Source organism: Lapillicoccus sp. (assembly GCF_025353065.1).
Lineage (GTDB): Bacteria > Actinomycetota > Actinomycetes > Actinomycetales > Dermatophilaceae > Lapillicoccus.
In genome coordinates this window covers 1-16,555 of the sequence record NZ_JANXRJ010000210.1, presented here as the reverse complement: position 1 = coordinate 16,555, position 16,555 = coordinate 1, and the positions used below count along the sequence as shown (strand labels likewise).

The following is a 16,555-nucleotide window of genomic DNA, read 5'->3' as shown; positions in this document are numbered from 1 at the left end:
CCGCCGCGCCGGCGTCGAACCCCCGACCTAACATGACGTGGTGGCTGAGACGGTGCGGGACCTGCGGTCGATCGCGCTCTCGGCATACGGCCCGAGCATCCTCAGCGCCGTCGGCACGGGCGCCATCACGCCGGTCATCGTGCTCTCGGCCCGCCATCTCGGCGCCGGCGTCAACCTCGCCGCCTTCATGGTCGCCCTCCTCGGCATCGGGCAGCTGGCCGGCGACATCCCCGCCGGGGCCCTCGCCGCGCGGATCGGGGAGCGGGCGGCCCTGATCGGCGCCTGCGCGCTCGAGGCGATCGGGATGGCCGGCAGCGCGCTTGCTCCCAACGTCGCGACCCTCGCGGCCTCGATCTTCGTCCTGGGCCTGTCCGCGTCGATCTTCGGGCTGGCTCGCCAGGCCTATCTCACCGAGGCGGTCCCCATCGGCCTGCGGGCCCGCGCCCTGTCCACCCTCGGTGGCGTCAACCGGATCGGACTCTTCTTCGGCCCCTTCATCGGGGCCGCTGTCGTCGCCCGCTGGGGGATCAGCGCGGCATACGTGGTGGGCGTCTGCTCGTCCGCCTCGGCCTTCCTGCTGCTGCTCGTCGTCCCCGACATCACGGCCGGGCACCGCGCGGAGCAGCTGAAGGAGAAGCACCACCGGTCGGTCGCATCAGTCCTGCTCGAGCACCGGCGCACCCTGCGGACCATCGGGGTCGGCGTCCTGTTCGTCTCCTCGACGCGCGCCTGCCGCACCGCCATCGTGCCGCTCTGGGCCGAGGCGATCGGGCTCGACGCCACCCACACCAGCCTCGTGTTCGGCATCTCGGGCGCCATCGACATGCTGCTGTTCTATCCCGGCGGCCGCGTGATGGACCGCTACGGCCGGATCTGGGTCGTCCTGCCGAGCATGCTGATCCTGGGGCTGGGGATGATCCTGCTGCCCCTCACCTCGTCGTTCTTCTGGATCACCGCGGTCGCCGTCGTCCTCGGCTTCGGCAACGGGATCGGCTCAGGGGTGGTGATGACGCTCGGCGCCGACGCCTCCCCGGCGCAGGACCGGGTGCAGTTCCTCAGTGGGTGGCGACTGATGTCGGACACCGGGAACGCCGCCGGCCCGGCGCTCATCTCGGTGCTGACGACGGTCATCCCCCTCGCGGGTGCGGCTGTGGCGATGGGTGGGGTCGCGCTCGTCGGCGCCGGCTGGCTGCGGGTCTGGGTGCCGCGCGTCGACCCCCTGTCCCGCCAGTCGCTGGACCGGCTGCGGCGTGGACGGCGGAGCAGCCCGGACCTCTGAGGCGCGCGCGGGACGCCCCCCACGCGCCCGGGCGATGTCACGAGGTGGGATGTCTGTCCGGGATGAGAGACTTCGAGCGTGACAGACCTCATCGACACCACGGAGATGTACCTCAAGACCATCTTCGAGCTCGACGAGGAGGGCATCACCCCCCTGCGCGCCCGGATCGCCGAGCGGCTGGGCCACTCCGGTCCGACCGTCTCGCAGACCGTGGCCCGGATGGAGCGTGACGGGCTCCTCCACGTCGCCGAGGACCGGCAGCTCGAGCTGTCCGTCCAGGGTCGCAAGCTGGCCACCCGGGTGATGCGCAAGCACCGGCTCGCCGAGCGGCTCCTGCTCGACGTGATCGGCCTGGAGTGGGAGTTCGTCCACGACGAGGCGTGCCGGTGGGAGCACGTCATGAGCGAGCGGGTCGAGCGCAAGATCCTCGCCATGCTGAAGGACCACCACGACTCGCCCTACGGCAACCCCATCCCCGGACTCGACGAGCTCGGCGAGGAGCCCGGCGAGGACTTCCGCAGCACGGGCCTGCGCAACCTCGTCGAGATGGCCGGCGAGGACCCTGTCCTGGTCCGCGTGCGCCGGATCGGCGAGCCCGTGCAGGTCGACCACGAGGCGCTCGCGCTGCTCACCTCCGCCGGGCTGCTGCCCGGGGAGCGGGTCGAGGTACGGCTCAGCGAGAAGCGCATCATCGCCGTCCGGGAGGGCTCAGCCCTCAGCGACGGGGTGTCGCTCCCGCTCGACGTGGCCGTGCACGTCTTCGCCGCCGCCCTCTGACGGGGCCCCACCCCGGACGGTGTCCCGTGCGTCGTGCCGGCCCTCCAGGACGCGCCCGGGCAGCATCGTCCTTTCGGACGGTTTCGCCCGTTCTCTGAGCGGAACATCCGGACATCGTTGTCATTTTCGTGACCTCGGCGTGACATGTAGAAGACGCTTGTTGTAGCGTATGCCGCACTCGCCCGATCACGGGCAGGTCCGCCCCGAGATCGCCTAGTCCTGCCACTCGGGGTGGAGAACCAACAAACACGCTTGGCAGGAGCGGGGGAACCACTTTTATGGGCGTCGCGAGACGTCCTCGGGGTGAAGTCCTCCTACCGGAACCTGTTCCGGGAGCGAGGGCCGGGTGCACCAAGCAGAACCTCCCACCCGAACCCGACAGCTCACCTCGTAGGCGCCCGAGAGGTCTGATCCGTGTCCCGGAAGCACGCCGCGCGCCACCGCGCCCCTGGTTTCAATCCCATCAACGAACTTGCCGAGCTGGCCGCGCAGGGCGCCCAGCCCGCGATGAAGGTCTCGGCCATAGCGGTCGCGTCGGGTGGGCTCATCGCCTCCTTCGCGCTCCCCGCGTCGGCCGCGCCCGGTGGCAGCGGAAGCGCCGCGCTCGGTGTCTCCTCGTCCCAGGTCTCCTCGTCCCAGGTCTCCACGGCCCAGGCCGTGTCCTTCCAGGGCGCCCTGGCCCAGCCCGTGGCCCTGACGGCTGCTGCCGTCAGCACCGTCGCGGTCGCCGCGCCGGCCAAGCCGGCCAACGCCCCGTCGTTCGGGGTCATCGGCTTCACCGCCGTGGCCGCGCCGGCCGCGGTCGCGGCTCCGGTCATGCAGATCACGAAGGTGCCACAGGCCGTCGCCCCGGTCATCGTCGTCTCGCGCAGCGCGGTCCGCACCGCAGCCCCCGCGGTACCCCGGGCCACGACCACTGCGCCGGCCCCGGCACCGGCCGCCCCCGCGCCGGTCGTCAACCTCCCGGCACCCTCGGGTGGGATCACGGGCATCGCCGCCGGCCTCGGCGGCATCCCCTACGTCTACGGCGGCACGACCACGGGCGGCTTCGACTGCTCCGGGTTCACCAGCTACGTCTACCGGCTCGCCGGCAAGTCGATCCCGCGCACGGCCGAGGCCCAGCGCGCGGCATCCAGCAAGGTGTCCAACCCGGTCCCGGGCGACCTCATCTTCTTCGGCTTCCCGGCCTACCACGTGGGCATCTACGCCGGTCCCGGCATGATGTACGACGCGCAGCGCCCGGGCACCACCACGGGGCTGCACAGCATCTGGACCTACAACAGCGTGAGCTACGGCCGCTTCTGAGTCGTGTCGCACCGGTTCCGCAGGCCCTCCACCCCGTTCCGGTGGAGGGCCTGCGGCGTCCCTGCACGCGCCTGACAGGATGGCCCCGATGACCGATGACGAGCAGCATCCCGGCAGTGCCCCTCCGCCGCAGATCGTCCTCGACGTGTGGGCCGACCTGGTCTGTCCGTGGTGCTACATCGGGCGGGCCCGCGTCCGGGCGGCCGTCACCGCCTGGGAGCGCCCCCACGAGGTCCTCGTCCGACACCGCGCCTACGAGCTCGACCCCGGTATGCCGCGGGGCCGGCGCCGCCCCGTCCTCGCCCACCTCGCGGCGAAGCTCGGGCGTGGCGAGGACACCAGCCGGGGGATGTCGGACCGGGTCACGGCGGTTGCCGCGGCCGACGGCCTGGGCCTCGACTTCGGCAGGGCCGTGGCGGCCAACAGCTTCGACGGCCACCGACTCGTGGCGCTGGCCCGGGAGTCCGGAGGGCCAGCGCTGGAGGAGGCGGTGCTCGGGCGCCTCTTCTCCGCCCATTTCTCCGAGGGGCTCGTCATCGACGACCCGGACGTGCTGCTGCGCTGCACGGCCGAGGCGGGGCTCGACGAGCGCCGTGTCTCAGCGGTCCTCGGCGGCGACGACTACGCCGACGTCGTCCGCGCCGACGAAGAGACCGCCCAGCAGCTCGGAATCAGCGGGGTGCCGTTCGTCGTCGCCAACGAGCGCATCGCGGTCAGCGGCGCGCAACCGGTCGAGGTCTTCACCCAGCTGCTGCAGGCGGCTCTCCAGCCCGCTGCCGGCTGAACGCGCCTTCGGCTGGAGGTGAATCGGGCTCAGGGCTGGTCGAACCGAGCCCAGCGTCCCGTGCCTCCGGCCTGCCACGGGTGCGGTCCGTCCAGGGGCCGGTAGCCGACCCCCATCGCCTCGAGCCGCGCGAGGTGGACGCGCAGGCGGGTCTCGAACTCCACGACGTCGGGGGCGCCCGCACCCGGGCCGGCCCAGGCGACCTCGGCCAGCGCGGCGGCCCGCGGCCACGCCATGTAGTCGACGTCGCGCGGCGTGGGCAGGTACTCCGTCCACAGCTGGCCCTGGATCCCGAGGAGGAGGGGGCGGTCCTCGTCCGGCACCGCGGCATACGGGTCGGTGGTGAGCACGTCCTGCCACGTCGCGAGGCCGCCGATGGCGTAGGGCTCGTCGGGGCCGGCCGACTGGTAGTGGTCGAGGTAGTAGGGCGGCGCGCAGAGGATGACCTCGTTGCCGGCGGCCATCGCCCGCGCGCCGGGCTCCGCGCCGCGCCAGGACATGACGACCGCACCGGCGAGCGGGCCCTCGTCGATGATCTCGTCCCACCCGACGAGCCGTCGGCCCCGTGCCGCGAGCCAGTCGCGAAGGTGGGCCGTGAACCACGGCTGGAGGCTCTCGACGCCGGACAGGCCGCGGTCGGCCGCGAGCCCGGCTGCGGCGGTGCTGCCCTCCCACTGCTGGCGGGGGCACTCGTCGCCGCCGATGTGGATGAGTTCCGAGGGAAAGACGTCGAGCAGCTCGGTGAGGATCGTCTCGACCATCGCCACGGTGGTGTCGTCGAGATGGAGGACCTCGGGGAAGATGCCGACGGTCGTTGCGACAGTAGTGGGTTCGGCGTCGGGCTCGCCGAGCTCGGGGTAGGCGGCGAGGAGCGACCGCACGTGCCCGGGGAGGTCGATCTCGGGGACGACCGTGACGCCGCGCTGGGCGGCATACGCGACGAGGGCACGCAGCTGGCCCTGGGTGTAGAAGCCGCCGTGCGGCGTGCCGTCGCCGGTGTCCCACGCGGGCAGACGGGTCTGGGACCGGACGGCGCCGACCGTCGTGAGGCGGGGTAGGGCCCGGACCTCGTAGCGCCAGCCCTGGTCCTCGGTGAGGTGGAGGTGGAGGACGTTGAGCTTGTGCAGCGCGAGGAGGTCGACGAGGCGCAGCAGGCTCTCGAAGGGCTGGAAGTGGCGGCCGACGTCGAGGAGCAGCCCACGCCAGGCGAAGTGGGGCGCGTCATGGACGCGCACGTGGGGGAGTGTCACGGGTTCGGTCCTGGCGGGCGCCGGACCGTAGGCCCAGGCGGGTAGCAGCTGGCGGAGGGTCGCGATGCCGTGGCAGAGGCCAGCCCGGTCGGCTGCGGCCAGGGTCATGCCGGAGGCGTCGACGGTCAGGTCGTAGGTGCCCGGTGGACCGCCAGTCTCATTGAGCCTCAACAGCGCTCGTGCCTCGGTCGTGGCGTCGACGGCGATGCCTGTGCCGGGGGAGACCAGGACGCGGAAGGTGTCGACCCACTCCGGCGGTCCGGCTGTCGGCAGCCGCGACGGGAGGGTGAGCCGTCCCTCGCCACGGTGGACAGAGCTCGGACGGGGTATGAGCGCGAGGTCGGCCGTCATGGGTGTGGACGCTACCGTCGCCGCAACCCTCTGGCCCGGACGTCCGCCGTAAGGTCGGGGTCATGGCGCAGACACCACCTCCCGACCGCGCTCGCCCTGCCACGATGCGCCGGCGGGCCGGCCTCGCGTGCTGGCTGGTGCAGCCGGTGTACCTCGTCGTGGAGCTGCTCGTCGCGGCTGCCGCGTCGTCCGCCTACAGCCTCCGGGACGACACCATCAGCACGCTGGGGCAGGTGAGGTGCATCCTCGGCGACGGCGGTGTCGTCGTCGGTGTCTGCTCCAGCGGGCACGCCGTCATGAACGCGGGCCTCGTGGTCTTCGGACTGCTGCGCGCGCTGGGCGCGCTGCTGCTGCGTGACCACTTCCGCCCCTCGAGGTGGCGAACGGCCGCCACCAGCCTGTGGGTCCTGTCCGGGATCTCCTCGGCGGCCGTGGGCCTCGCGCCCGTCGACCAGTACCCCGGGGTGCACGCGTTGGTCGCGACCCCGATCTTCGTCCTGCAGCCGCTCGCCATCCTAGCCACGGTGGGCGCCGTGGGCCAGGGGGTGAGCGCCGCGGTCCGGTCGACCGGTCTCATGGCCGGGGCACTGTCCGCCATCGGCTCGCTCGGGTTCGGGGCGCGGCTGGGCCAGCCGACCTGGGGAGGCGGCCTGGAGCGGCTCGCCCTCTGGCCGGCCTACGTCTGGCTGGGCATCCTTGCCGCGAGCCTGGTCGCCGCCACCAGGCCCGCTCACCTGCGAAGAACGGTCCCGTGACAGCTCAGCCGTCGTCGCGACAGAGGCAGAACGGATGTCCGGCCGGGTCGAGGAGCACCTGGACGTGCTCCTGCAGCTGGTGGCCCGCGAGGGTCGCTCCGAGGGCGATGGCCTCGGCGACCGCGGAGTCGAGGTCGCCGACCTGGAAGTCGAAGTGCATCATCGGACGTTGCGCCCCGTCGGCCGGTGGCCAGACGGGCGCCTGATAGCCGGCCGCCTCCCTGGAACACGATGTAGATCGCCCCCTCGGGTGCCGCGAGGATCGCCGTCCCCGGTTCCTCGTGGCCGATGGGCCAGCCGAGCAGCTCGGAGTAGAAGCGGGCCAGGGCGCCGGGGTCCGGAGCCTCGATCGCGGTGCCCCACCACATGCCCGGCATCCGCGATCGCAGGCCGGAGGTGGAGGGCTCAGCGGGGGAGGGGGTATCCGTCATGCCCAGGATGCTACGACCGGTCGCGGACGTTAGCCTTCCGGACTGTCGTTCAGGACCAGGGGTATTCGTCCACCCGGACGGCCTGACCGGTCTCGGCGGCGGTACCGATGGCCAGGCCGAGCAGATGGTCGTGGCCGGCCTCGGCCAGGGGGTAGGGCGGGTCGGCCTCGTCCCGCACCCAGGCGCCCATCTGCGTCAGCAGGGCCGCGACACCGATGTCGTCGTCGGACAGCCGGGCACCCTCGAACTCGTTGCGGAACACGACCCGGCCGTCGAGGGAGAGGTGGGTGAGATCGAGACCTTCGTAGTTCATCCCCACCCCGGTCGTCGCGCGCTCGAGCCGCGAGGTCAACGGCGTGACCTCGTCGGCCATCCGCACGACCGTCTCGTCGCAGATCTCCCCGGCCGACCCACGCACGGTCAGGTGGTCGGGGCGCAGGGGGTTCCACCACTGGTTGTCGGTGAAGTCGTAGCGCCCCATCCGCCCCTCCCCGAAGTCGATCGCGGCCAGCGTCGTCCGCGCCGGCTTGGCCGTCGTGTCGTGCGTCCAGCCCGTCGGGGTGATGGGGTCGACGAGGTCGGCGTCGAAGGTCTGCGCCCGCACCGTCGCCGGCTCGAGCCCGACCCGCAGGAACCGGCGCATCAGCGCGACCGCGTGGTAGAGGTGCGTCGAGCTGACGAGCACCGAGGTGGGGGTCCCGATGAGCCCGCTGTCGAGGACGGCCAGCCGCGCGGCGTGCAGCGGCATCAACGGATACTGCTCGGCGACCTGTACCAGCCCGCTGGCACCGACGTCGCCCCACAGGGCACGCAGGCCCTCGGCGTCGGGCGCCGGAGGCGTCTCGGCCAGCACCGGTATGCCGCGGCCGACGAGCTCGCGGATCAGGTCCGGTGTCACCGGCCACGGCACGCTGAGCACGATGAAGTCCGGTCGGCCCGCGGCCAGCAGGGAGTCGACGTCGCGATAGGTCGGGACGCCCCACGCGGCTTCGAGGTCCGCGCCGGCCTCGGCGCGCCGGGTGACGACCCCGGCGACCTCGAAGCGCGCGGGCATGAGGTAGGTCAGCCGGAGGAAGACCGAGGACCGCCACCCGGCGCCGACGACGGCATACCGGGTGGGGGGCGGTGGCGACCCGCCCTTGGTGGTGACCGCGACGGGGGTGGTGCCGGTGGCGATGGAGAACACGGGGAAACCCTACGGCTCCTGATGGGCGCTGCCAGGTGCTGACATTGGCGGGAGGTGACGCCGAGGTGGTCACGAGCGGCCGTGGTCAGCCCCTGCCCCGACGGTGAGGTGGGTGAGCCGGACCGACCGCCTGTATGCCCTCGTGGAGGAGCTGCGGGTGGTGGCGCCCCGCCCGCGCAGTGCGCGTTGGCTGGCCGACCACTTCGAGGTCAGCTCGCGCACCATCGAGCGCGACCTCAACGCGCTCCAGCAGTCCGGCGTGCCGATCTGGGCCGCGCCCGGCCGGACCGGCGGCTTCTGCCTGGACAAGAGCCGGACGCTGCCGCCGGTCAACCTCACGCCCGAGGAGGCGGTGGCGATGGCGGTGGCGCTCCAGAGGATGGGGGGGACCCCGGTCCGTGGGGCCGCGGGCTCAGCCCTGCGCAAGCTGGTGGCGGCGATGCATCAGGACGACGCGGTGGCCGCCGGTGAGTTGGCCGGCCGGGTCCATCTGCTCGGCACCGACGACGACCCGCTGGGCTATGTCGGCAAGGCGACGGACTGGTATCTCGTGGCGTGGTGCCGCTCGCGTGACGCTGTCCGCGCCTTCCGCACAGACCGGATCACCACCGTCTCGGTCACCGCAGAGATCCCCGAGCCGCGCACGTTGACGCGCGCGGACCTCGGCATCCCCTACGGCGAGGTGCGGCGGCTCAGCCTCACCTCAGGTCGGCTTGACGGATCAGACCGCGTGAGAGGGAGGTTGCAAGATCGCGAGGTGGTTGCCAGCCGGGTCGAGCAGGTGCGCGAACCGCACTCCGACCGGGTTGAGGTCCGGCCCCCGTTGGACGCTCCCACCGGCTTCCACGACCCGCAGGCAGGTCGCCTGCACGTCCTCGACGAGGACGGTGAAGACGGCATAGCCCGGCATCGCGCCCGCGGTGTCGAAGAGGGCGCCGGCGCGCAGCCCCTCGTCCGCCCCGGTGGTGAAGATCCGTTACGACACCCCTTGTCCGTTTGTCGGGATCCTCGTCGGCCGAAGGAGCATGATCATGGGGTGCCCGATCACCTCCGTCCCTCCCGAGCGGCGCACCTACGGGCGGCGGAGCTGACGTATCCCGAGGTCGGGATCACCCGACCGACCAGCGGCTTCGGGCTGGAGGGCTACCGCGCCTTCCGACGTTCTCGGGTGCTCCCCGCGTCGCTCGACCTCGACACGGCTGCGGACGCGGTCCTGGGGTGGCGCATGCATCGCGGGGCCGGGATCCGGGTGCGGCCGTCGGACGAGCAGGCCTGTGAAGGAACGGTGCTGGACCTTCTTCTCGGTGTCGGCCGGCTCGCCATCACCGCCCCGTGCCGGGTCGTCTACGTCGTGGACGAGCCGCACCGATCGGGGTTCGCCTACGGCACGCTCCCCGGTCACCCCGAGTCAGGCGAGGAGTCCTTCGTCGTCGAACGCTCCCCCGACGGGACGCTGACGCTGACGATCACCGCGGTCTCCCGACCGGCCACGCGCGCGGCCCGCCTCGCCGGCCCGCTCGGCGCGGGCATCCAAGACCTCGTCACGCAGCGCTATCTGCGCGCCCTGACCTGACCACCCCTGACCTGACCATTCCCCTCGACACGTGGGAGTCGGGGTCGGGGTCAGGCCGAGTAGCCGCGACCGGCGATCCAGTCGGCGAGCCGGTTGGTGTCCACGGAGTACCACCCGTAGCCGTTCGCGTCGGCCGGGTCGGCGATCTTCGCGATGCCGCCGCTGGCGTCGTAGCCGATGACGGTGATGTAGTGACCACCGGAATAGCTGTGGGCGTCGCCGTCGGTGTCGACCGCGGTGCCGACGATGTTGGTCACGAGCGGGTAGCCGCGGTCGATGTCGAGGAGGATGTCGCTCTTGAGGAGCGCCTTCTGGGCGTCGGTCGCGTAGCTGCCGCCGATGTACTTCGTTTCGTACCAGCCGGTCTGGCCGAGGCCGTTGAGGACGCGGGTCGTGTCGGCGGCCGAGCTCGTGCCGTCCGTGGTCGTGCCGAGCTGACCGGCCAGATAGCCCTGGGTGAAGTAGTACCCACGCGAGGTCAGGGCGATGCGGGTGGCCGCCGGGCCGCAGTAGTAGCCGTTCTCCTGCCACTGGAACTCGTAGGGGAGGGCCTTCGAGGTGGCCGCCTGCGCAGGCCCGGCAAACGTGATGACGCCGGCGAACAGGCCGACGACGGCGAGCAGGAGGGCCAGCCACCTGAGGTGAAATCTGTTGTGCGTCATCGGTTTTCCCCTACCGTCCAAGTGCGGGCGACCGAGCGCCGCTCGCGGTGCCTCATTCCTAGTCCTGTCCGCCGCCCCGGAAGGTAGACCGGAGTCCCGGTTGGGGCTGGGTTTGGTCAAGAGGTGCGGGCTGGGTCCGTCAAGGGCGCGTCAGCGGGCTGAGGGGTCAGGCCCTCGGACTGCTGATCCGGCTGCGCGGGGGACGCGCCTTCTTCCGAGCGGCGGCCTTGGTCGCCGAGGACGGGGTGTCCCGCGCGTGGGCGGCCACGACGAGCTCGGCCATCCCCGCGCGGATGCCGTCGCTGATGACGTCGACATCGGGAAAGCTGGTGAAGTCGGCGGTGATGCCGAAGCTGAAGGTCTCGAGGTAGGAGTAGATCCCGACGGCGATCCGGACGCCGGCGAACACCGGGACGTAGGGATGGGCCTCGACGAGCCGGCTCCCGAGGAGGTAGAGCGGGACCCGCGGCCCGGGGACGTTGGTCGTGCCGGTCTGGGTCAGCCGGTTGGGCATCGACGACATCGAGCGCGCACCGAGGGTGAGCAGCGTCGGCGCGGCGAAGTCGGCCAGCCCGATGATCGCCCCGGCGTCCACCGCGCCCATCCCTCGCTTGTTGCGATCCATCTGCTCGCGCACCAGACGCAGCCGGGTGGTGGCGTCAGCCTCCCCGACGGGCAGGTCCACGACGACGCTCGCCACCTGGTTGTCGAGGCGGTCGTCGCCGGGCTTGCGGATCGAGACCGGCACGAGGGACCGCACCACCATGTCAGGGAGCAGCTCACCCCGCTCCATGAGGAGGTCGCGGTAGCCGCGGGTGATCGCGGTGAGGATGACGTCGTTGACCGTGCCGCCCAGGGCACCCTTGATGGTCCTGACGTCGGCCATCTCAGCCTGGGTCCAGACCCACCGCCGGTTCGGCCCGAGAGGACCGTTGAAGCTGGCCGGTGTCGGCTGGTTGCGTCCCGGGATGATCTGCGGGATCAGCTGCGGCGCAAGCTCTTTCACGGCATACGCCAGACTGCCGAGGGTGAGCGGGATCCTCCGGAGCCGTTCGCGGGTCGGGCGGTGGACGAGCTGCAGCGGGTCGGTGAAGGCCTCGACGACCGAGGCCACGGCGGCCTCGAGCGTGGTGGGTGCGGGCCGTGGCTCCCACGTCGAGGGCGGGAGGTCGCCCGGCGTCGCGTCGGCGTCGAAGATGACCTGCATGAGGTCGGTGCTCGCGACACCGTCGATCATGCAGTGGTGGGCCTTGTTGATCAGGGCCCAGCGCCCGTCCGAGAGTCCCTCGACGAGCCACGCCTCCCACACCGGCTTGCTCATGTCGAGGCGCTGCGCGAAGATCCGGCCGGCGAGGTTGCGCAGCTGGTCGTCGCCGCCGGGCTTCGGCAGCGAGGTGTGGCGCACGTGGTAGAGGATCTGGAAGTGCGGGTCGTCGACCCACACCGGGCGGCCGAGCTGCAGAGGGACGGGCTGGATCACCTGCCGGTAGCGCGGGACCCGGTCGAGCTTCGCCGACAACAACCGCACGAGGTCGCCGTAGGCCGGCACCGGCCCCTCGAGGACTGCGACGCTGCCGACGTGCATGGGGGTGTTGTCACCCTCCATGTAGTAGAACATCGCGTCCATCGCGCTCATGCGGTCCACGACAGCTCCTCCCGGTGGTCGTCGAGCCAGAGGGCGAGGCGTTCGGTCACGAGGTCGGGCACCTCGAGCTGGGGCGTGTGACCCACGCCGGGATAGAACGTGGTCTCCCAGCCGGGGTTATCGGCGGCGACCGACCGCGCGGCCGCGATGTCGACGAGCCGGTCGACCTCGCCGTGGATCAGCAGGACGGGCACCCTGATCCCGCGCAGGAGGTCGCGGTATCGCGCCGGCACGGCGAGCACCCTCATCAACGATCGGGCCGCCCCGAGGAAGGCCTTCTCCTGCCCCGGTATGCCGCGCCGGTGGGCGGCGAGCACGACGCCGGCATCGACCACGGCGGGGTCCGCCCGCGACGGGTCGGCGAAGCAGAGGTCGATGACTCCCTGCACGCGCTTGCGGTCGGAGGTCCGCGCCGTCATCTGCTCCATGTAGCGCTCGCCGAGGAAGGGCGTGGCGTAGAGCCCGAAGGTCAGCGCCACCTTGGGGTCCGGCCACCCGCGGGGGATGGGGACGGACGGGTCGACCAGGACCAGTCCGCGCACGAGCTCGGGGTGCCGGGCCGCCACGATGGAGGACACCATGCCGCCCATCGAGTTGCCCACGAGCACCGCTGGAGCGCCGACGATCTCGCGCAGGAAGGTCGCGACGAGCTCGGCGTTGGCGTGCACGGATGTGTCGCGGCCGGTGCCGGGGGTCAGGCCGAAACCGGCCTGGTCCACGGCATACACGTGGTGGTGGTCGGTGAAGGCCGGCGCGACGAGCACCCAGTTGAGGTGCGAGCCACCGAGGCCGTGCACCATGACGATCGGCGGCCCGTCATCTTCCGGTCCACCGAAGTCGGCCCAGTGCACGGGCCCTCCGAGCTCGGTGACGTGGCCGGTGCCGCCCCACGCAGACACGAGGTCGAGTGGTGCCGGCGTCGTCGCCATTCATCACCTTCTGGTCGTTCGGGATGTGTCGATCGGGACATGGGGAGACGTCCCCGGCCGAGACTACTGCGCGATCACCGACAGGATGTTGCCGGCGGGGTCGGTGAACCAGGCGATGAGCGGACCGCCCTTGCGGAAGACACCCTTGGCGTCGGTCTCGCCAGGCGTGCCCTCGTAACGCTCGAACACCACACCGCGGGCCGTCAGCTCGTCGACGGCCGCCTCCACGTCGGGGACCGGGAAGTTGAGGATCGTGAACGTGGCCGGCACGTGGTGGGGCTTGGGGTAGACCAGCGTGTCGCGTCCCCCGGCAACGTGGAGCGTGAGCATCCCGTGGTCCTCAGAGACCTGCAGGCCGAGGACGTCGGCGTAGAAAGCGGCCGCAGTTGGCAGGTCGTCGACGGAGAACCCGCTGAAAGCCTGGGAGTCGCGCAGCATGGAGGTCCCTTTCGTGGAGTCTGAGGATCGGTCTCAGTGTGGACCCGCGGACCGTCCGGAACTCATCGGGTGAGGGGATCGGAACCCGACGGCGCTCGGTCGTCGGGCGGAGGCTCGGCTTCCCGCCAGGAGGTCCCCAGCCGTCGGTTGAGGTGTGTCACACCGCCCAGAAGGGGCTACCAGCCTTGGTCGCCTATTCCGCATCTTCGAGGTTAATGACCGGGATGAACTCGGCAAGTGCGCTGGGATTACGGGTCATGTCGTACTCGCCCAGGAGTCTGATGTAAGTGATGCGGTCGATGTCCCAATCGTAGGCGTGTATCGGCTCCCAGCCCGTTTGCCCCGCGAGATACACAAGGTCCGCCAGAAGTCGCGTCACGCGACCGTTGCCATCCACGAAGGGATGGATCCGGACCAAAGCAGCGTGGGTGGCGATGCCCAGGGTTCGCGCGTCGAGACCCGTCTGGTGCTCCCACTGATAGCTAAGGTCGTCCAATGCGTTGCGCAGCTCGACGGCGATGTGCTCCGGGGCGATGCCAATGTTGGTTTCCCGCGAGCGCTGGCACCCTCCCTATTTCCAGACCGGCGCATAGAGACGGCGGTGGAGGTCACGCGCGAAGTGGTCGTTGAGCAGGTCTCGCATCGGTACGTTCAAGTTGAGCAGGTTTCCCCACCACTCGTCGGCGACCTCAACCTGGATGCGCTGCTCCAGGTCGTACAGGTCGGCCTTGCGGATTGGGTCGCCCAGCAACTTACGAGCTTCGGGCGTGAGCGCTTCTGCTTCTTCGTAGCTGAGGAGGGTCTCGCCGTAGTCAGGTTCGAGGGCCATCAGCGCTTCGAGCGCAGCGACTCCACGAACTTCTCGACCTTGGCCGAGCGGACGTGCTCAGCGGGAACGACACGATGCTCCAAGCGCGCCGACGCCTTGGTCGAGCGCACGACAAACTGACGGCGTGTCTTTGCGGACACAGTCTGCTTGGTCATCGCTGCTCCTTCACAGTTGCCAACGGTAGCGCACAGACGCCGGGGCTGCTGCATGGATCGATGCGACCTTCGCTGGGCAATGGCATGCCAGACCCATCTGCGCTCGAGCAAATTGCGCCTGAGGGACCGTCCTACTCCTAAGCTTCCCGCGAGTGAGTCGTGGACTGCTGTGGATAGAGATGGGTCTCGGGCGGCGATCGCGTACCACGCACCCATGGTCCTGGGTCGCCAGTGCATCTGGAGGAGCTGGCTGATGTCGGCGCCTGAAAGGTGGCGGCCTCGTTTCCTGACCTTGACACCGAGATCGGCATCGATCTCCGCCGCACCGACGCCCATGAGCTTCAGGTAGAACGGCGTCACGTATCGCCGGAGACGCCTTTGCCCGAAGGCGGACTCGATGGCTCGCTGGTTCTCGAGGTCGGGTTTCCGCACGAGGTCACGCTAAGGGTTTGAACAGCGGGAGGCGCCACGCGCCTGTCATGCCGCGGACAGCGCGGTCGACACGCGGCGAAAGGACACACGTCCCGAGATCGCACTCATCGCTACTGACGTCGCCGCCCCTGATCACAGCCGTCCTCGCCTACCCCAACGACCAAACCGCCGTGCTGTTACGCGAATACATCGAGAGGGACCTCAAGCAGCAGTGGGGAGCCGCCGGCTTCGCCGCGGCAGCGCTTCTACGCCTCGCTCCTACGAATCCGCAGGAAGTCCGGGCAGGCGCTCTGCCACCGGTGAGCTCTGAGGACCTCGAGCTGGTCGACAAGCTAGTGCTCTTCGGCCGCCTGCTGCAGTCGGCCTAGGCAAGCTCTCACCACCTTAAACGCGGCAGAGCACGTCGGACGGTCAGGGCTTGTCACGCTCGGCGGCGAAAGCCCTGCGCGCCAGTTCCCTCCGGTCTCGTGACCAGCCTTCTGGGTCCTGGTCATAGCCACTGCATCGCGCCAGCCAGTCTTCATAGCGCGCGACCACCTCGAGATCCTCGAACATGTACCGGCGTAGGCCGTCGCCATCGCGGGTCAGTAGGTCGAGGCCATGCAGGTACAGCAACCCATCGCTGACCATCAGGTCGGACGCCGGTCCGTGGGCAAGATGCCCCTCCACCCAAGGGACTGCCCAGTCGTGCGCGCTCTCCCTGCTGCGGGCACCTGCAATCACCTCGCGCCAGGCACTTTTCACCTCGGATCGATCCGGCCAGCCGTCTGCCATGGCGATTATTCTGCCCGACTATCGCAGGAACACCGGCATGAGCGAACGTTTTCCCGACTGCGTCCTTTCGCCGCGAAGGGGCACTGCCGACTGAGCTCAGGCCAGCCCGGCGATCTCATCGAGTGCCGCCCGGAACTCTCGAGAGCGGTGCTTGCCCACCCGACGCTCCCAGTCGGCCTCCAGCCCAGCCAGCCTTACGGCAAGGTGGCGGAGGGCGTCGTCCGCCGCCGGCGTGCGACGCACGACGCGGACGCGCCGGTCCTCGGGATCGGCGTCACTGACCAGGAAGCCGTCCTCGGTCAGCTGAGTCACGAACTGGCCGATGGCCTGCTTCGTCATGCCCACCCGGATGGCGAGCGCGGTGACCGTGATCCCACTGGCTCCCGGGACGCTCCCGATCACCCGGAGCTGGGACGGGCGGAGCCTTCCATCCACGTTTCGGAGGATCAGCTGGCGTGACTCGTCCATGAGCAGGCTCAGCGCGCGCAGGACGTGGCGCTCGTCGTCGGGGACGGTCATAAAGCCCTTTTACATTCTCTTGGATAGTAAAGAAGCCTGTCTTTATGAGGAGTCGTGAGCTGCTCTGTGCGGCGGATGTGACCGATGACCGGCTGCTGACCATCGTCGCCGACCTGCTCGGTGAGGAGACGTACGGGTTGTCCGACGTGCGCGTCGAAGCGGTCGACTACGACCTGCAGTCGATCACGACGGCCGGGCGCTGGTGGGTGAGCGGCTTGGCCAGGACCGCGATCGGCGACCTGCCGTTCCGGATCTTCGTCAAGTACGTGCAGAACTGGTCGCGATCCCCCCAGTTCGCGAGGGTGCCCCCGGAGATCCGTGAGATGGCGGCGGCATCGGTCCCGTGGCGGACCGAGGCAGGTGTCTACCGGTCCGACCTCGCCCACAGGCTTCCCGACGGTCTGTCGATGCCGCGTGCCCTCGCGGTCATCGACGTGGACGCACTCTCGAGCACGATCTGGCTCGAGGAGGTACCGCTGTG

Annotated in this window: 21 protein-coding genes, 3 pseudogenes and 1 riboswitch; of the genes and pseudogenes, 9 read left to right on the top strand and 15 right to left on the bottom strand. The window is 70.4% G+C overall.

Translation table 11 applies throughout. The features are described from left to right. Positions 1 to 40 precede the first annotated feature (40 nt). The 4 genes from Q0R63_RS16175 to Q0R63_RS16160 all read left to right on the top strand — a co-directional run bounded on the left by Q0R63_RS16175 (position 41) and on the right by Q0R63_RS16160 (position 4,145). Positions 41 to 1,279: an MFS transporter gene (locus Q0R63_RS16175; protein ID WP_295699460.1), complete on the top strand. Its 1,239-nt coding sequence runs from the start codon at positions 41 to 43 to the stop codon at positions 1,277 to 1,279. A gap of 78 nt (positions 1,280 to 1,357) precedes the next feature. Next, positions 1,358 to 2,056, top strand: coding sequence for a metal-dependent transcriptional regulator (locus Q0R63_RS16170; RefSeq protein ID WP_295699456.1), 699 nt, complete (start codon positions 1,358 to 1,360; stop codon positions 2,054 to 2,056). Between the two features lie 200 nt (positions 2,057 to 2,256). Beyond that, positions 2,257 to 2,468: riboswitch (cyclic di-AMP (ydaO/yuaA leader) on the top strand. Positions 2,469 to 2,470: 2 nt separating this feature from the next. Continuing rightward, a complete protein-coding gene (locus Q0R63_RS16165; protein ID WP_295699453.1) occupies positions 2,471 to 3,361 on the top strand; it encodes a C40 family peptidase in 891 nt (296 codons plus the stop codon). A gap of 88 nt (positions 3,362 to 3,449) precedes the next feature. Beyond that, positions 3,450 to 4,145 (top strand): DsbA family oxidoreductase, encoded by a 696-nt coding sequence (locus tag Q0R63_RS16160; protein ID WP_295699450.1) that lies wholly within the window; start codon positions 3,450 to 3,452, stop codon positions 4,143 to 4,145. A 29-nt stretch (positions 4,146 to 4,174) separates the two neighbouring features. Here Q0R63_RS16160 and Q0R63_RS16155 read toward each other — a convergent pair whose 3' ends face one another. Continuing rightward, positions 4,175 to 5,746 (bottom strand): beta-N-acetylhexosaminidase, encoded by a 1,572-nt coding sequence (locus Q0R63_RS16155; protein ID WP_295699447.1) that lies wholly within the window; start codon positions 5,744 to 5,746, stop codon positions 4,175 to 4,177. 62 nt (positions 5,747 to 5,808) lie between these two features. Between Q0R63_RS16155 and Q0R63_RS16150 the strand changes: the two genes are divergently transcribed. Then, positions 5,809 to 6,501, top strand: coding sequence for a DUF998 domain-containing protein (locus Q0R63_RS16150; protein WP_295699445.1), 693 nt, complete (start codon positions 5,809 to 5,811; stop codon positions 6,499 to 6,501). Between the two features lie 4 nt (positions 6,502 to 6,505). Here the strand turns inward: Q0R63_RS16150 and Q0R63_RS16145 are convergent, their stop codons facing one another. The 3 genes and pseudogenes from Q0R63_RS16145 to Q0R63_RS16140 all read right to left on the bottom strand — a co-directional run bounded on the left by Q0R63_RS16145 (position 6,506) and on the right by Q0R63_RS16140 (position 8,118). Next, a complete protein-coding gene (locus Q0R63_RS16145) occupies positions 6,506 to 6,664 on the bottom strand; it encodes a VOC family protein (RefSeq protein ID WP_295699443.1) in 159 nt (52 codons plus the stop codon). A gap of 115 nt (positions 6,665 to 6,779) precedes the next feature. Beyond that, a pseudogene (locus Q0R63_RS24655) lies at positions 6,780 to 6,869 on the bottom strand (VOC family protein); the annotation flags it as partial. 112 nt (positions 6,870 to 6,981) lie between these two features. Continuing rightward, positions 6,982 to 8,118, bottom strand: a complete 1,137-nt coding sequence (locus tag Q0R63_RS16140) for a Gfo/Idh/MocA family oxidoreductase (RefSeq protein WP_366521150.1) — start codon at positions 8,116 to 8,118, stop codon at positions 6,982 to 6,984. Between the two features lie 103 nt (positions 8,119 to 8,221). On the opposite strand from Q0R63_RS16140, the pseudogene Q0R63_RS16135 reads away from it, so the two are divergent. Further along, positions 8,222 to 8,884: pseudogene (locus Q0R63_RS16135) on the top strand (WYL domain-containing protein); the annotation flags it as partial. Here the strand turns inward: Q0R63_RS16135 and Q0R63_RS24650 are convergent. Next, a complete protein-coding gene (locus tag Q0R63_RS24650; RefSeq protein WP_366521152.1) occupies positions 8,840 to 9,028 on the bottom strand; it encodes a VOC family protein in 189 nt (62 codons plus the stop codon). The pseudogene Q0R63_RS16135 and the gene Q0R63_RS24650 overlap by 45 nt on opposite strands. A 126-nt stretch (positions 9,029 to 9,154) precedes the next feature. Between Q0R63_RS24650 and Q0R63_RS24645 the strand changes: the two genes are divergently transcribed. Continuing rightward, entirely contained in the window at positions 9,155 to 9,691 is a 537-nt protein-coding gene (locus Q0R63_RS24645; protein ID WP_366521151.1) for a DUF1990 domain-containing protein, read from the top strand. 50 nt (positions 9,692 to 9,741) lie between these two features. On the opposite strand, the gene Q0R63_RS16125 is transcribed toward Q0R63_RS24645, so the two are convergent. From Q0R63_RS16125 to Q0R63_RS24640, 8 genes and pseudogenes are all read right to left on the bottom strand, one after another. Continuing rightward, positions 9,742 to 10,353 (bottom strand): C39 family peptidase, encoded by a 612-nt coding sequence (locus Q0R63_RS16125; RefSeq protein ID WP_295699440.1) that lies wholly within the window; start codon positions 10,351 to 10,353, stop codon positions 9,742 to 9,744. Between the two features lie 166 nt (positions 10,354 to 10,519). Further along, entirely contained in the window at positions 10,520 to 11,989 is a 1,470-nt protein-coding gene (locus tag Q0R63_RS16120; protein ID WP_295699464.1) for a wax ester/triacylglycerol synthase family O-acyltransferase, read from the bottom strand. Continuing rightward, positions 11,986 to 12,927 (bottom strand): alpha/beta hydrolase, encoded by a 942-nt coding sequence (locus tag Q0R63_RS16115; RefSeq protein WP_295699438.1) that lies wholly within the window; start codon positions 12,925 to 12,927, stop codon positions 11,986 to 11,988. The genes Q0R63_RS16120 and Q0R63_RS16115 overlap by 4 nt, the downstream gene beginning before the upstream one ends. A gap of 63 nt (positions 12,928 to 12,990) precedes the next feature. Further along, on the bottom strand, positions 12,991 to 13,365 hold the full coding sequence (locus Q0R63_RS16110; protein WP_295699434.1) for a VOC family protein: 375 nt from the start codon (positions 13,363 to 13,365) through the stop codon (positions 12,991 to 12,993). Positions 13,366 to 13,558: 193 nt separating this feature from the next. Continuing rightward, positions 13,559 to 13,900 carry a Fic family protein gene (locus Q0R63_RS16105; RefSeq protein ID WP_295699462.1) on the bottom strand — a complete coding sequence of 114 codons (342 nt, stop codon included), beginning with the start codon at positions 13,898 to 13,900 and terminating at the stop codon, positions 13,559 to 13,561. Between the two features lie 36 nt (positions 13,901 to 13,936). Continuing rightward, positions 13,937 to 14,194: a hypothetical protein gene (locus Q0R63_RS16100; protein ID WP_295699431.1), complete on the bottom strand. Its 258-nt coding sequence runs from the start codon at positions 14,192 to 14,194 to the stop codon at positions 13,937 to 13,939. Beyond that, entirely contained in the window at positions 14,194 to 14,349 is a 156-nt protein-coding gene (locus tag Q0R63_RS16095; protein ID WP_295699428.1) for a hypothetical protein, read from the bottom strand. The genes Q0R63_RS16100 and Q0R63_RS16095 overlap by 1 nt, the downstream gene beginning before the upstream one ends. A 195-nt stretch (positions 14,350 to 14,544) precedes the next feature. Further along, positions 14,545 to 14,709, bottom strand: a pseudogene (locus tag Q0R63_RS24640) (hypothetical protein); the annotation flags it as partial. A 242-nt stretch (positions 14,710 to 14,951) separates the two neighbouring features. On the opposite strand from Q0R63_RS24640, the gene Q0R63_RS16090 reads away from it, so the two are divergent. Beyond that, positions 14,952 to 15,149 (top strand): hypothetical protein, encoded by a 198-nt coding sequence (locus tag Q0R63_RS16090; RefSeq protein ID WP_295699426.1) that lies wholly within the window; start codon positions 14,952 to 14,954, stop codon positions 15,147 to 15,149. Positions 15,150 to 15,192: 43 nt separating this feature from the next. On the opposite strand, the gene Q0R63_RS16085 is transcribed toward Q0R63_RS16090, so the two are convergent. Further along, the gene (locus Q0R63_RS16085) at positions 15,193 to 15,555 is read right to left on the bottom strand and encodes a hypothetical protein (RefSeq protein ID WP_295699423.1); all 363 of its coding nucleotides are present in this window, start codon (positions 15,553 to 15,555) and stop codon (positions 15,193 to 15,195) included. A 96-nt stretch (positions 15,556 to 15,651) separates the two neighbouring features. Continuing rightward, the gene (locus Q0R63_RS16080; RefSeq protein WP_295699420.1) at positions 15,652 to 16,074 is read right to left on the bottom strand and encodes a MarR family winged helix-turn-helix transcriptional regulator; all 423 of its coding nucleotides are present in this window, start codon (positions 16,072 to 16,074) and stop codon (positions 15,652 to 15,654) included. A gap of 44 nt (positions 16,075 to 16,118) precedes the next feature. Here Q0R63_RS16080 and Q0R63_RS16075 point away from each other — a divergent pair. Next, on the top strand, positions 16,119 to 16,555 hold a 437-nt coding region (locus tag Q0R63_RS16075), incomplete at its 3' end, for a hypothetical protein (RefSeq protein ID WP_295699417.1).